Annotated in this window: 19 protein-coding genes; 12 read left to right on the forward strand and 7 right to left on the reverse strand. The window is 54.3% G+C overall.

Going from position 1 to position 13,536, the window contains the following annotated elements; translation table 11 throughout:
- The 8 genes from fliM (at nucleotide 1) to ABU178_RS11840 (ending at nucleotide 6,764) form a co-directional block, all read left to right on the forward strand.
- Nucleotides 1-1,008 carry a flagellar motor switch protein FliM gene (fliM, locus tag ABU178_RS11805; RefSeq protein ID WP_397215004.1) on the forward strand — a complete coding sequence of 336 codons (1,008 nt, stop codon included), beginning with the start codon at nucleotides 1-3 and terminating at the stop codon, nucleotides 1,006-1,008.
- Nucleotides 1,001-1,408, forward strand: coding sequence for a flagellar motor switch protein FliN (gene fliN / locus ABU178_RS11810; RefSeq protein ID WP_397215006.1), 408 nt, complete (start codon nucleotides 1,001-1,003; stop codon nucleotides 1,406-1,408). The genes fliM and fliN overlap by 8 nt, the downstream gene beginning before the upstream one ends.
- Before the next feature lie 2 nt (nucleotides 1,409-1,410).
- Nucleotides 1,411-1,806, forward strand: a complete 396-nt coding sequence (gene fliO / locus ABU178_RS11815; protein ID WP_397215786.1) for a flagellar biosynthetic protein FliO — start codon at nucleotides 1,411-1,413, stop codon at nucleotides 1,804-1,806.
- 2 nt (nucleotides 1,807-1,808) lie between these two features.
- Nucleotides 1,809-2,540 carry a flagellar type III secretion system pore protein FliP gene (gene fliP, locus ABU178_RS11820; protein ID WP_397215788.1) on the forward strand — a complete coding sequence of 244 codons (732 nt, stop codon included), beginning with the start codon at nucleotides 1,809-1,811 and terminating at the stop codon, nucleotides 2,538-2,540.
- A 37-nt stretch (nucleotides 2,541-2,577) separates the two neighbouring features.
- A complete protein-coding gene (fliQ, locus tag ABU178_RS11825) occupies nucleotides 2,578-2,847 on the forward strand; it encodes a flagellar biosynthesis protein FliQ (protein WP_397215008.1) in 270 nt (89 codons plus the stop codon).
- Complete coding sequence (gene fliR, locus ABU178_RS11830; protein ID WP_397215010.1) at nucleotides 2,847-3,632, forward strand: flagellar biosynthetic protein FliR; 786 nt, start codon at nucleotides 2,847-2,849, stop codon at nucleotides 3,630-3,632. The genes fliQ and fliR overlap by 1 nt, the downstream gene beginning before the upstream one ends.
- 634 nt (nucleotides 3,633-4,266) lie before the next feature.
- On the forward strand, nucleotides 4,267-4,902 hold the full coding sequence (gene rcsA / locus ABU178_RS11835) for a transcriptional regulator RcsA (protein ID WP_397215012.1): 636 nt from the start codon (nucleotides 4,267-4,269) through the stop codon (nucleotides 4,900-4,902).
- Nucleotides 4,903-5,060: 158 nt separating this feature from the next.
- On the forward strand, nucleotides 5,061-6,764 hold the full coding sequence (locus tag ABU178_RS11840; RefSeq protein ID WP_397215014.1) for a methyl-accepting chemotaxis protein: 1,704 nt from the start codon (nucleotides 5,061-5,063) through the stop codon (nucleotides 6,762-6,764).
- A gap of 45 nt (nucleotides 6,765-6,809) precedes the next feature.
- Here the strand turns inward: ABU178_RS11840 and dsrB are convergent, their stop codons facing one another.
- Nucleotides 6,810-7,004: a protein DsrB gene (gene dsrB, locus ABU178_RS11845; RefSeq protein ID WP_397215017.1), complete on the reverse strand. Its 195-nt coding sequence runs from the start codon at nucleotides 7,002-7,004 to the stop codon at nucleotides 6,810-6,812.
- A gap of 48 nt (nucleotides 7,005-7,052) precedes the next feature.
- On the reverse strand, nucleotides 7,053-7,211 hold the full coding sequence (locus ABU178_RS11850) for a YqaE/Pmp3 family membrane protein (RefSeq protein WP_397215018.1): 159 nt from the start codon (nucleotides 7,209-7,211) through the stop codon (nucleotides 7,053-7,055).
- A 314-nt stretch (nucleotides 7,212-7,525) separates the two neighbouring features.
- On the opposite strand from ABU178_RS11850, the gene ABU178_RS11855 reads away from it, so the two are divergent.
- The 3 genes from ABU178_RS11855 to ABU178_RS11865 all read left to right on the forward strand — a co-directional run bounded on the left by ABU178_RS11855 (nucleotide 7,526) and on the right by ABU178_RS11865 (nucleotide 10,180).
- On the forward strand, nucleotides 7,526-7,759 hold the full coding sequence (locus tag ABU178_RS11855; protein WP_397215020.1) for a DUF2525 domain-containing protein: 234 nt from the start codon (nucleotides 7,526-7,528) through the stop codon (nucleotides 7,757-7,759).
- Between the two features lie 366 nt (nucleotides 7,760-8,125).
- Nucleotides 8,126-8,923 carry a mannosyl-3-phosphoglycerate phosphatase-related protein gene (locus tag ABU178_RS11860; RefSeq protein ID WP_397215022.1) on the forward strand — a complete coding sequence of 266 codons (798 nt, stop codon included), beginning with the start codon at nucleotides 8,126-8,128 and terminating at the stop codon, nucleotides 8,921-8,923.
- 36 nt (nucleotides 8,924-8,959) lie between these two features.
- Nucleotides 8,960-10,180: a glycosyl transferase gene (locus tag ABU178_RS11865; RefSeq protein WP_397215024.1), complete on the forward strand. Its 1,221-nt coding sequence runs from the start codon at nucleotides 8,960-8,962 to the stop codon at nucleotides 10,178-10,180.
- 65 nt (nucleotides 10,181-10,245) lie between these two features.
- On the opposite strand, the gene ABU178_RS11870 is transcribed toward ABU178_RS11865, so the two are convergent.
- The 4 genes from ABU178_RS11870 to ABU178_RS11885 form a co-directional block, all read right to left on the reverse strand.
- Nucleotides 10,246-10,425 (reverse strand): YodC family protein, encoded by a 180-nt coding sequence (locus ABU178_RS11870; protein WP_397215026.1) that lies wholly within the window; start codon nucleotides 10,423-10,425, stop codon nucleotides 10,246-10,248.
- Between the two features lie 177 nt (nucleotides 10,426-10,602).
- The gene (locus tag ABU178_RS11875; protein ID WP_397215028.1) at nucleotides 10,603-10,734 is read right to left on the reverse strand and encodes a hypothetical protein; all 132 of its coding nucleotides are present in this window, start codon (nucleotides 10,732-10,734) and stop codon (nucleotides 10,603-10,605) included.
- A gap of 34 nt (nucleotides 10,735-10,768) precedes the next feature.
- Nucleotides 10,769-11,680 carry a DUF808 domain-containing protein gene (locus tag ABU178_RS11880; RefSeq protein ID WP_397215030.1) on the reverse strand — a complete coding sequence of 304 codons (912 nt, stop codon included), beginning with the start codon at nucleotides 11,678-11,680 and terminating at the stop codon, nucleotides 10,769-10,771.
- A 10-nt stretch (nucleotides 11,681-11,690) separates the two neighbouring features.
- Nucleotides 11,691-11,966, reverse strand: coding sequence for a hypothetical protein (locus ABU178_RS11885; protein WP_397215032.1), 276 nt, complete (start codon nucleotides 11,964-11,966; stop codon nucleotides 11,691-11,693).
- Nucleotides 11,967-12,144: 178 nt separating this feature from the next.
- Between ABU178_RS11885 and yedA the strand changes: the two genes are divergently transcribed.
- Nucleotides 12,145-13,053 carry a drug/metabolite exporter YedA gene (gene yedA / locus ABU178_RS11890; protein WP_397215034.1) on the forward strand — a complete coding sequence of 303 codons (909 nt, stop codon included), beginning with the start codon at nucleotides 12,145-12,147 and terminating at the stop codon, nucleotides 13,051-13,053.
- Here the strand turns inward: yedA and ABU178_RS11895 are convergent.
- Nucleotides 13,050-13,526 (reverse strand): very short patch repair endonuclease, encoded by a 477-nt coding sequence (locus tag ABU178_RS11895; protein WP_397215036.1) that lies wholly within the window; start codon nucleotides 13,524-13,526, stop codon nucleotides 13,050-13,052. The genes yedA and ABU178_RS11895 overlap by 4 nt on opposite strands.
- Nucleotides 13,527-13,536: the final 10 nt, after the last annotated feature.

The raw sequence follows: 13,536 nt of genomic DNA on the forward strand, positions 1-13,536 counted from the left end.
ATGGGCGATAGCATTCTTTCCCAGGCTGAGATTGATGCGCTGCTTAATGGCGACAGCGACAGCGTGGAAGATGAGAAAAGTCATGTAGCGGGCGAAGGCAACATTCGTCCCTACGATCCGAATACCCAGCGTCGCGTGGTGCGCGAGCGTCTGCAGGCGCTGGAGATCATTAACGAACGCTTTGCCCGTCAGTTTCGTATGGCGCTGTTTAACCTGCTGCGCCGCAGCCCGGACATCAGCGTCGGTGCGATCAAGATTCAGCCTTATCATGAGTTTGCCCGCAACTTGCCGGTGCCGACCAACCTGAACCTGATCCACCTGAAGCCGCTGCGCGGCACCGCGCTGGTGGTGTTTTCACCCAGTCTGGTGTTTATCGCCGTGGATAACCTGTTCGGCGGCGACGGTCGTTTCCCGACCAAGGTCGAGGGACGCGAGTTTACCCATACCGAGCAGCGTGTGATCCGCCGCATGCTGAAGCTGGCGCTGGAAGGCTACAGCGATGCATGGAAAGCGATTTATCCGCTGGACGTGGAATATGTGCGTTCGGAGATGCAGGTGAAATTCACCAACATCACTACCTCCCCCAACGATATCGTGGTGAACACGCCGTTCCAGGTGGAGATTGGCAATCTGGTGGGTGAATTCAATATCTGTATTCCCTTTTCCATGATTGAACCGCTGCGTGAACTGCTGGTTAACCCGCCGCTGGAGAACTCCCGCCAGGAAGATACCCACTGGCGCGATAATCTGGTGAAGCAGGTACAGCACTCGGAGCTGGAGCTGATTGCGCACTTTGCGGAGGTGTCGCTGCGTTTGTCGCGCATCCTGCAGCTGAAACCCGGCGATGTACTGCCGATCGATAAACCGGATCGCATTATTGCCCACGTGGATGGCGTACCGGTACTGACCAGTCAATATGGCACGCTGAACGACCAGTATGCGCTGCGTGTTGAGCATTTGATTAACCCGATTTTGAATTCGCTGAACGAGGAACAGCCCAATGAGTGACAGCAAGAAACCGTCCGATGACAACATCTCTGCGGACGATCTGTGGGCTGAGGCGATGAACGAGCAGGCCGCGACCAGCGCGCCGCAGACCGATAACGTGTTTAAGTCGTTTGAAAGCAACGACATTACCGGTTCGCTGCAGGACATCGATCTGATCATGGATATCCCGGTCAAGCTGACGGTAGAGCTGGGTCGCACCAAAATGACCATCAAAGAGCTGCTGCGCCTGACGCAAGGCTCGGTGGTATCGCTGGATGGCCTGGCCGGTGAGCCGCTGGATATCCTGATCAACGGCTACCTGATCGCGCAGGGCGAAGTGGTGGTGGTCAACGACAAATATGGCGTGCGTATCACCGATATCATTACGCCGTCTGAACGTATGCGTCGTCTGAGCCGCTGATGATGAACACGAATCCTCAGTCACTGCATAACGTCTCTACCCAGCAGCAGACGCCTGCGATCTCCACCGGTTCGGTGCTGACGCAGGTAAGCAGCGTGCTGGCGGCGATTGTGTTGTTGATTCTGGTTTGTGCCTGGCTGGCGCGCCGTCTCGGGTTCGCCCCGAAAACGGTGAGCAGCCAGGCGCTGAAAATGAGCGCCAGCGTACAGGTTGGCCAGCGCGAACGCGTGGTGATTGTGGATACCGCCGACGCCCGTCTGGTGCTTGGCGTTACCGCGCAGCAGATTACTCATCTGCACACCTTGCCGCCCGCCGCGCCTGAAGCGAACAGCCCGGCCGCGCCGCACGATTTTCGTCAGCTTTTACAGACTCTGGTCAAACGCCCCGGAAAACCTTAATGATGCGTCGACTGCTTTCCCTTCTGCCGCTGCTGTTGCTGGCACCTGTCGCCCATGCGCAATTGCCAGGTCTGATGAGCCATCCGCTGCCGAATGGCGGCCAGAGCTGGTCGCTGCCGGTACAGACGCTGGTGTTTATCACCTCGCTGACTTTTATTCCGGCGGTGCTGCTGATGATGACCAGCTTTACGCGCATCATCATCGTTTTTGGTTTGCTGCGTAACGCCCTCGGCACGCCCTCTGCACCGCCGAATCAGGTATTGCTGGGACTGGCCCTGTTTCTGACCTTCTTTATTATGGCGCCGACCTTCGACAAAATTTATCAGGACGCCTATTTGCCGTTCAGCCAGGACAAGATCAGCATGGATGTGGCGCTGGAAAAAGGGGCGCAGCCGCTGCGCGACTTTATGCTGCGTCAGACGCGTGAAGCTGATTTAGCGCTGTTCGCCCGCCTTGCCAACACGCCGCCGATTGCCGGTCCGGAAGCGGTGCCGATGCGCATTTTGCTGCCAGCCTATGTGACCAGCGAGCTGAAAACCGCCTTTCAGATTGGCTTCACGGTGTTTATCCCGTTCCTGATCATCGACCTGGTGGTCGCCAGCGTGCTGATGGCGCTGGGGATGATGATGGTGCCGCCTGCAACCATTTCACTGCCGTTTAAGCTGATGCTGTTTGTATTGGTCGATGGCTGGCAGCTGCTGGTGGGTTCGCTGGCGCAAAGCTTCTATTCGTAACCGTTAATCTTTAACGCGATCACACAGGACACAGAATATGACACCCGAATCGGTGATGGTAATAGGGCAGGAAGCAATGAAGGTGGCGCTGATGATGGCCGCACCCCTGTTGCTGGCCGCCCTGGTCAGCGGTTTGATTATCAGTCTGCTACAGGCGGCAACGCAGGTAAACGAGCAGACCCTCTCCTTTATTCCTAAAATCCTGGCCGTTGCGGCGACCGCTATTATTGCCGGTCCCTGGATGCTCAACCTGGTGCTGGACTATATGCGCACCCTGTTTACCAACCTGCCTTACATGATCGGCTAATGATAGAAGTCGACAGCAGCCAGCTGGTGCACTGGGTCAGTCAGTTTTACTGGCCGCTGGTGCGTATGTTGGCCCTGATTGCCACTGCGCCGGTGCTGAGTGAACGCACCGTCAGCAATCGGGTTAAAATCGGTCTCGCCGTGATGATCACCTGGCTGATGATGCCGCTGCTGCCGCCGGTCGAGGTAACGCTTTTCTCTCCGGCTGGCTTCTGGCTGTTGATTCAGCAGATGCTGATTGGCATTGCCCTCGGCCTGACCATGCAGTTCGCCTTCGCCGCCGTGCGCACGGCCGGTGAAATAATCGGTTTACAGATGGGGTTATCCTTTGCCACCTTCTTTGATCCAGGCAGTCGTCTGAATATGCCGGTACTGGCCCGCTTTCTTGATATGCTTGCCATGCTGCTGTTTCTCAGCTTCGATGGTCACCTCTGGCTGATTTCGATGCTGGCAGACAGTTTTCATATGATGCCGGTCAGCGGCGCGCCGCTAAATGCCAACGCTTTTATGGCACTGGTAAAAGCCGCCGGATTAATTTTCCTTAATGGCATGATGTTAGCGCTGCCATTGATCGTTTTACTCCTCACGTTAAATCTGGCCCTGGGTTTGTTAAACCGGGTTTCACCACAGCTCTCGGTTTTCGCTATCGGCTTCCCGGTTACCTTAACAGTGGGGATCCTTTCCCTGGGTATGATGATGCCGCTACTTGCCCCCTTCTGTGAGCATCTTTTCGGCGAAGTGTTTGATTTACTCGCCCGCTTCCTGACTGAATTATCCCGCGCGTAATCGTTAAGTATCTAACAGAAAATCTGAACCAATAGTTAAGCAAGCGAAATCATTCTGTGCATTTTTCGAACCATTTTTTTCAGAAATCAACTAAGGAAATTCTGATAAGTGCGCCGCTTCGATGAAAATTATTCTTATTAAAAGAGGCTTCGCGTATTTTAATTAGAAGATTCTTAGGGTGCATAACCTTATGTATCTGTTGACTAAGTGCGCAAAGGGTTGTTTTAGAACAGAAAAAATACATAAATGATTTTTCTTGTCAGAATCCCTTTTTTACGGCATTGTCAACACTCGCTGATGCGTCACACTTTCGCGGATCGAATGTTTTTGAGATTTGTCCTATCAGCACCCACTGTATTATGGGCGATAGTGACGTGGCTCTCAAAACTGAGCGATATGAAAACAAAAGACCATCTGCCAGCGATTCCCACTATCGCCGGCAGATAAGTGACGTTACGGCAGCATAAAACTATAACTTCGCAGTTAGGGTCAGGGATGAGTGAACTTGAAGGGCTTTTTTGCCCGTCGCCAAGCTGCTGGCAAAATAAGAGTGTCATTGGAAATCTCTCTTGTACCGCAAACGCGTAATTCATCGTTGATTTAAACGGATAACAAATTGGTGAGGGTCGCTAACATGCCAACGATTATTATGGATTCATGCAACTACACACGCCTGGGTTTGTCGGACTATATGTCGTCAAAAGGAGTAAAAAAGAAAAACATTACGTCGGTATCAGATATTGAGCAGCTACAACAAAAGTGCGAGCAGTTAAAACCTGGCGTCGTTTTTATTAACGAAGAATGTTTCATTCATGAAGCAGACTCCAGCGAGCGCATTCGTAGTGTGATCATGCAGCATCCTGATACGCTGTTTTTTATTTTTATGGCGATCTCTAATATTCATTTTGAAGAATACCTTTACGTACGTAAGAACCTGATTATTACATCAAAATCGGTAAAAACGTCGACTCTGGATTCCCTGCTGAGCACTTATCTGCAAAAGAAAATCAATGCTTCACCTCGTATTAATTCCGGGCTTGACATCCATCCGTTAACGTTGAGCCAGACCGAGTCAAACATGCTGAAAATGTGGATGTCGGGTCATGACACCATTCAGATCTCGGACAAAATGCAAATTAAAGCCAAAACGGTTTCGTCACATAAAGGTAATATTAAGCGTAAGATCAAAACCCATAATAAACAGGTTATCTACCATGTGGTACGTCTTACGGATAATGTGACCTCGGGTATTTATGTCAACGTGAGATAATACTCTTTCCCTGAAAAAAGCCGGCCAGCAGGCCGGCTTTTTTTTCGCGCGAAAATGCGAGATGGATCGCACTCTGGCCCCCTCCCCCACCCTAATCCTTTCTCATAAATTGCCGATGTAATTGTCAATAACCCTTACAACACTATGAGAGCAAGGATATGAACACAGCACTGGTCACTGACGGGCAGAATAAGCTCAGTATCTGGCAGAATCTCCGCCTGATGCCGCTCTTTGCGATGATTTTTGGCAGCATTTTACTGCTATTTGCCCTCTGTATCGGACTCGCCAGCTGGTTTCTGGCGCAGAGCAACCAATCACTCAGCGACGCTACTCAAGAAATCCAGATTCGCATGGGTATTTCTAACAGCTCAAACCATCTGCGTACCGCGCGTCTCTTTATTATTCAGGCTGGCGCGGCGGCGCGTATTGGCGAGATGGAGGATTTCCGCGCCGGCGTCGCCCGTACCGAGCAGCGTATCGAGCAGGCGCGGGAAGGATTCAAGATTTACATGAATCGCCCGAACAAGCTGGCAGAGGGCATAACGCTGGATACCTCGCTACAGCAACGCTTCAATGACTACATCGATAAAGGGCTGGTGCCGATGGTTAACGCCGCCAAACAGGGCAGTTTTGAAACCATCGTCGCGCAGGAGACCGACGTCACGCGTAAGCTTGACGATGCTTATAACGAGGTATTGTTAAAGGCGATAAAAATACGTACTGACCGGGCTGAAGCTATCAATGCCAAAGCGGCGCAGCAGTCGCGTATCAGCTTTATCGCTATGGCCGCAGCCTTTGTCGCCGCGCTGCTGTTAACCCTGCTGACCTTTGTCTTTCTGCGCCGCGTGGTGATTACGCCGCTGCGCCAGTCAGTAGCGCGTATCGAACGCATTGCCCAGGGCGATCTCACCTCCGCGCCCCAGAGTCATGGGCGCAGTGAAATCGGCCTGCTGATCCACAACCTACAGTTGATGCAGGATGCGCTGGTCACCACCGTCGGCACGGTGCGCGAAGGCGCAGTAGCGATTTATCAGGGTTCCGGCGAAATCAGCGCCGGTAATACCGATCTCTCATCCCGTACCGAGCAGCAGGCGGCCGCGCTGGAAGAGACCGCCGCCAGCATGGAGCAGCTCACCGCCACGGTGAAGCAGAATGCGGAGAACGCTCATCACGCCAGCCAGCTGGCTGCGGACGCCTCCGGTAAGGCGCGCAGCGGCGGAGATATCGTTAACGGCGTGGTGCAAACCATGAATAATATCTCCGGCAGCTCGAAGAAAATTGCTGAAATCACCAATGTGATTAACAGCATCGCTTTCCAGACTAACATTCTGGCGCTGAACGCGGCGGTAGAAGCGGCCCGCGCGGGCGAACAGGGTCGCGGTTTTGCCGTGGTGGCAAGCGAAGTGCGCAGCCTGGCGCAACGCAGCGCGCAGGCGGCAAAAGAGATTGAAGGTCTGATCGCCGAGTCGGTGACGTTAATCGGCAATGGCTCAACCCAGGTAAGCCAGGCGGGCGCGACCATGAGCGATATCGTGGAAGCGGTACGTCGCGTCACCGATATCATGGCGGAAATTGCCGCCGCGTCGGATGAGCAGAGCCGGGGTATTCAGCAGGTCAGCCAGGCAGTAACCGAGATGGATAACGTCACGCAGCAGAACGCCTCGCTGGTGGAAGAAGCCTCAGCGGCAGCGGCCTCGCTGGAAGATCAGGCGGGCAAACTTACCAGGGCGGTTGCGGCGTTTCGTCTCACCGATACTCCGGCATTACAAGCGCCAGCGGCGCGCCCCGCCGCGGTAAAAACCCTGCGTCCGGCAGCGCGCCCGGCGCTGGCGTCCGGTGACGATAACTGGGAAACCTTCTGATAGGCGTGGCTTCGCACCGGAAGCCACAGCGGTAAAAAAGGGGCGTTACGCCCCTTGATAAGGTTCTACGAAAACGCCCTGCTGATGGGCGTTTTGATTGAAAAACCAGATCCCCAGCGGGTAATCTTCCAGCGACACCAGATACATGGTGCCTTCATTGAACGCTTCTACCGCCAGGATGGTGCCGATGCGTCGCGGCCCGCCACTGGTTTTCACTGTGACACGGTCATTCACCTTCATTGTCATCACTCCTGATCGCGATTTACCAGGGAAAGCCCTGCGCCAGACTCAGCGACGCGCGATAATCCAGACCGCATGAATGATGCCCGGAATGTAGCCCAGCAGCGTCAACAGGATGTTCAGCCAGAACGCGCCGCCAAAGCCGACCTGTAAGAACACACCGAGCGGCGGCAGCAGAATGGCGATAATGATACGTAACAGATCCATAATCTCTCCTTGAGGCCCACAATAAAATCGGTGAATAGCTGATAAATATAGCCTTTATTGCTGCGCTTTGCCTCGGAAGCAGGTAAAGATTCGTCAGTATTCAGCTTTTCACTTTCTTAACGTTTAGCGACCAGACTTTTGACGCGTTAACCTTTTACACTTATCCGTACTGCACCAACCCCAAAGGCGCAGTCAACCTAAAAGTAACAAGGATTTTTGCCCGCGCAGCGCGGGCTTTTTTTTGCCTGCAATCCTGCCTCGCCTGTTTCCCGCCAGCGTCTATACTCAAAATATATCCTGTCCGGGGGTGCATCATGAATACCATCAAAGTGAACAGCGACAGCGTTAAACGCGAAATTGGTAGCGACGTTGAAACCATGTTACAGGCTATTCATTTGCGCACCTCTGGCGAGGTAAAAAGCTATATGGATAGTGAGCCTACGCCGCAGGCGCGCGCCGAGAACCGCGGCTACGTCGCTTACAGCGAACTGGCGGAAGCCTTTGAGCTTGATATCCGCGACTACGCCAGCTATGAAGTGAACCGGTAAGACGAAAGGCAAAAAAATACCCGGCGGGATCGCCGGGTAGAAGCATTGCATTGAAATTCGTTACACCAGGGAATTCTCTAACACAGCAGCAGATTACGCCTTAACCACCGCAAGACAAGTCTTAGATTTGCATGTTCTGCTCGGCCATGCCGATGCCCCAGCGGGCATGTTACCGCAAACAGTGCGCCGTTCCTGCCCTGAGACCCTGCACAATTCACGCAGCTTCCCTTGTTAACGCTGTTCAGATTAGGACGATTCCTGGTCTGCACGCGAATTAACCCTGTGAAAAACCCAGGATGCGCATAAAGCTATTATACTGAAATTTATCCGCTTTACCGTCGGTGAAGATTGTACAGGAGAGGAAAGATGCCCGATTTGCACCAGCCCTTATTGATTGTGACCGATCTCGACGGATCCCTGCTCGATCATCATACCTACCAGTGGGATGCGGCTGCCGACTGGCTGGCGCGTTTGCAACAGCACCAGGTTCCACTGGTGATCTGCTCCAGTAAAACGGTGGCAGAAATTCTGCCGCTGCAGAAAAAACTGGGGCTTACCCGTTCGCCGTTTATCGCAGAAAACGGTGCCGTAGTGCGGTTAAACGATGACCATATTGAGCGAATACCCGATGCAGGCAGAGATTATTACTCTCTTTGCGCCACGCTGATCGCCTTACAGCGATCGTTTCGCTTTAACGGCTTTAGTGATTTTACCGATCGCGAAGTCTCAGAGATGACCGGTCTCACTCCCGCCGAGTCTGCCCTGGCACGCCAGCGTGATGCGTCTGAAGTGATCGTGTGGCGTGACAGCGAAGAGAAGCTGGAACAGTTTCGCGCTGCGCTGGATGCAGAGGGCCTGGCGCTGACCCAGGGCGGTCGTTTCTGGCATGTAATGGCGAAAGGCAGCGGCAAAGGCGCGGCGCTGGCCTGGCTGCTCAATTATATGCAGAAACTGGAAGGCCAGCGGCGGCAGACCATCGGCCTGGGCGACGGTCCTAATGATGTCCCGATGCTCGACAGCGTCGACTTTGCGGTAGTGATCAAAGGCTACAGCAAGTTCCCCGTCACGCTGACGCGTCAGGATCACGATAACGTATACCACACCGCACACTATGGCCCACAGGGCTGGAGCGAAGGCCTCGACTATTTTCTTGCGCAATCCTGAAGCAATGCGCCCTTTATCTGAAAGAAGGATGATGCGATGAGTGATTTTTACCAAAATGGGGTCATCACCAATTTTCATAATCTCACCCACCGCAGTGTGGATGAGCTGGAAAAAGAGATGGTGCGCTTTGCGCGCAAACGCAAAATGGGCCTGATGCTGCCGTCACTCTTTTCCGAGCTGGAAGGCCCGGCGTTGAGCAATATTGTCGATGAGCTGGCGAAAGTGCCCTATCTGGAGGAGATTGTGATTGGCCTCGATCGTGCCGATCGCGATCAGTTTCTGTTTGCGCGCGAGTTCTTCTCCCGCCTGCCGCAACGTCATCGTATCTTGTGGAATGACGGCCCGCGTCTGAAAGCGCTGGATGCCGAACTGGACAAAGAGGGTTTGTCGCCGAGCCAGCCGGGCAAAGGGCGTAACGTCTGGTTTTGTACCGGCTACACGCTCGCCTCCGATCGTACCAGCTGCGTAGCGCTACACGATTGCGACATTGTCACCTATGAGCGCGGCATGCTGGCTCGCCTGCTCTATCCGCTGGCGAATCCGTCGTTTCAGTATGAGTTCTGTAAAGGCTTTTATGCGCGCGTGGCGGACGGCAAGCTGAATGGCCGCGTGGGACGGCTGCTGGTGGGGCCTCTGCTGCGCTCGCTGCAAAAGGTATATGGTCATTCCGATTATCTCGACTACCTCTCCAGCTTCCGCTATCCGCTCTCCGGTGAGTTCGCCATGCGCACCCATGTGCTGAACAACATTAAAATCCCCGGCGACTGGGGGCTGGAGATTGGCGTGCTGTCAGAAATATATCGTAACTACACCACGCGCCAGAGCTGCCAGGTGGAGATTGCCGATAACTACGATCATAAACATCAGCCGCTCGCCGAAGAGGATGGCACCGGCGGGCTGAAGCGCATGAGCAACGACATTGTGCAGTCAATGCTGCGTAAGCTGGCCACCATGGGGGTCAATCTCACCAGCGACTCGTTTCGCGTGCTGAAAGCGACTTATTACCGCAACGCGCTGGATATGATGGAAACTTACAATCACGAAGCCGCGATGAATGGTCTGAAGTTTGACCAGCATTCCGAAGAGGCGGCGGTAGAGATGTTTACCCAGTCGATTCTGGAGGCCGGGCAGGCCTTTATTGAGCGCCCGAACGAAAAGCCTTTTATTCCGAGCTGGAGCCGCGTGCAGTCCGCTTTCCCCGATATTCTGCAACGCATCTATCAGGCGGTGGAAGAAGATAACGATGGCAAGGTGTGATGAAAGATTATGAAGAAGGATTTTCAGGCGGGGCAATTGCCGCCCCGCCTTCACCGCAGGCAGGGTTAGCTGGCCAGCTGGCGCTGTGGCGACAGGAGAGAAAGCTCATCTTTGCTGAAGGCTTCACGGCGCACGCTGTAACCGTCATACCATCGACACTCAACCATCCCGCTGGCATAACCGGTCACGACCATGATGGGTCCGCCCTCCTTATGCTGAACTTCATCGCTAATCACAAAGTACATACGTCCCCTCCTGCTCGTTAGTTAACACTGTTTTATATATAGCAGGCTCGCATTATTCTTGCAGGTTAAGAGGTGTAAAAAGCGGGGCAAATGCACAATAAGCAGTTGGATATGTTGCAAATAAAAAAAGCGGATAAAAATTATTATCCGCTTTTAACCAAATCAGCCAGGCTGAAATCAGATTTTACAGCCTTCGCAATCCGCTTCGTCATTCAGATCGTCAGGCACTTCACTGGCCTTCTGCTCGGCTTTCGCTTCAGCCTGTTCCAGCTGGGCATCGATATCAAATTCAAACATATCGTCGTTCACTTTTTCCTCCTGACTTCACGAAATGAAGTGCGCTTTATACCGATTTCCCGCGCAGTTTAGCAATCAAATTCACCACTAACAGCACGATAGCGCCAAGGATAAAGCCGAGTACCAGATTGGCGCCGTTGCTGAGCAGCGAGGCGATAAGGCCATTAAAACCTTCGCTGTACTGTTCAATGGCGTGATGCAGCGGCGTAATGCCATGCACCACAATGCCGCCGCCCACCAGAAACATCGCCAGCGTGCCGACCACCGTGAGGATTTTCATCAGCCAGGGAGCAGCGAATAACAGCGCGCTGCCTGTGCCCTGCGCCAGCGTCGAGCTTTTTTCCCGCAGCCAGTAGCCGAGATCGTCCAGCTTGACGATCGCCGCCACAATGCCGTAGACGCCGACGGTGACCAGAATGGCGATCCCAGCCATCACAATCAGCTGATCCAGCAGCGGCGCTTCGGAGACGATGCCTAAAGTAATCGCCACGATCTCAGCCGACAAAATAAAGTCGGTGCGCACCGCGCCTTTGATCTTATTCTTTTCGAAAACGCGCGGATCCTGCTGCGCCAGCTTCTCCAGTCGCTGGCGGCGCGCCTCCGGGCTTTTTTCCTCTTTGTCGCGATGCAGGCTGTGCATCACCTTCTCCACTCCTTCATAGCAGAGGTAGGCGCCGCCAATCATTAGCAGCGGCGTGATCAGCCAGGGGGCAAAAGCGGAAATCAACAGCGCCAGCGGCACCAGAATCAGCTTATTGAGGAAAGAGCCTTTTGCAACGCCCCAGACCACCGGCAGTTCGCGGTTGGCTTTGACGCCGCTGACCTGCTGCGCATTCAGCGACAGATCGTCGCCCAGCACGCCCACGGTCTTTTTCGCGGCCACCTTTCCCATCACGGAAATATCATCCAGAAGTGTTGTAATATCATCAAGTAAAGTCAGTAAACTTGTTCCTGCCAAAATTTTATCCTTATTCCGGTTCGTTATGCTGACAACAGGGGCAGCGCTCAACTTCCATTACGGTCATCTCAGCGATTCCATCGCAATCCCACTCCACACGCACCGGCTGCCCGGTTGATTCATCTGCGTGCAGATATTTACTCACCGGGCTCTCGGTCATTCCGGTGATCTCTTCTGTGGCGACCAGCGACTCGCCAACGTAGATACGTGCCGTGGCGCGGGTATTGACCATGCGCTCGTCATTGATCTGATAAAGACGTTTCACCGTCAGTTTTATACTGCTCATCGAAGCATCCTTCGTCACGAAGCGAGAAGCGATCTAAACAAGTATGGTGTAAATTGGCAATGGTTGCGCAGCTGCGGCGCGTCTGAAAAACGCATTTCGCCGTCCGAAAACCGCTTGCGCCCTGGCCTGTTTCGCCGCAGTCTATGCACCTTCTTTCGTTATGCTGAGATTATGGACAATGTCGCCTCCAGCCCGGCCCCTGCTTCCGTTAGCGCTGTCGTTATTTATCCTCTATGTGGTTTGGGGTTCTACTTACTTTGTGATCCGCGTCGGCGTGGAGAGCTGGCCGCCGCTGTTGATGGCCGGACTGCGCTTTTTCAGCGCCGGGATTTTGCTGCTGTTATTTCTGCGTCTGCGCGGGAAGCCGCTGCCGGGCTGGAAAGAGACGCGCAATGCGGCGATCGTCGGCTTTTTGCTGCTGAGCGTGGGCAATGGTCTGGTGACGCTGGCGGAGCATCAGCAGGTGCCTTCCGGGCTGGCGGCGGTGATGGTCGCCACGGTGCCGCTGTTTGCCCTGATTTTTGGCCGACTGTTCGGCATTGCGTCGCGGCCCATTGAGTGGCTGGGCATCGTTATCGGTATGGCGGGCATCATATTGCTCAACAGCGGCGGCCATCTGGCGGGGAATCCCTGGGGGGCGATGATGATCCTGCTCGCCGCGCTGAGCTGGGCATTCGGCTCGGTCTGGGGCTCGCGCGTGGCGCTGCCGCAAGGCGCGATGGCGGGTGCTATTGAGATGATCGCCGCCGGGATTATTCTGCTGGTGGTCAGCCCGCTCAGCGGCGAACGCTTGCATGCGCTGCCCTCGCTGCACGGCTTTTTCGCACTCGCCTACCTGATCGTTTTCGGCTCGATTATCGCCATCAACGCCTATATGTATCTGATCCGCCATACCACGCCGGCTGTCGCCACCAGCTACGCTTACGTGAATCCGGTGGTGGCCGTGCTGCTGGGCACCGCCTTTGCCGGAGAAACGCTCACGCCGCGCGAATGGCTGGCGTTAGCCATTATCATCGTGGCCGTGGTACTGGTCACGCTGGGCAAATATCTCTTCCCCGCCCCGGCTAAGCCGGAACGCGACGTTTAATTTTCAATGTATTGATGGATGCCGAGATGATCGATTTCGGCGCTTTTCTCCGTTCCCAGCAGCCACTCCTCCAGCCGCTCCGTCAAGGCCCCGTCGCTCAGGCGCAGCTTGCCGCGCAGCGCGCACTCCCAGACGATCAGCACCTTCCAGCCCGCCTGCTGCAACTGCGCCACGTAGCGTCTGTCGCGCTCCACGTTGCTGTTGATCTTGCCAGACCAGAATTCAGTCCGCGTCGCGGGCAGTTTAAACAGATAGCAATGGTGGTGATGCCAGAAGCAGCCGTGGACGAAGATGATCGCCTGCTGGGCGTTGAGCACAAAATCGGGCCGTCCCGGCAGACTTTTATCCTGTACGCGAAAGTCGAAGCCAAGCTCTTTTAGCTGAAGCGCCACGCGCTGCTCAATCAGGGTATCCTGGGTTCGTATGGCGCGCATGTTTTTGCTGCGTATTTCACTGGAATGTACGTCTGCCATAAGCGATTCC

The organism is Pantoea osteomyelitidis (assembly GCF_044342975.1).
Lineage (GTDB): Bacteria > Pseudomonadota > Gammaproteobacteria > Enterobacterales > Enterobacteriaceae > Pantoea > Pantoea osteomyelitidis.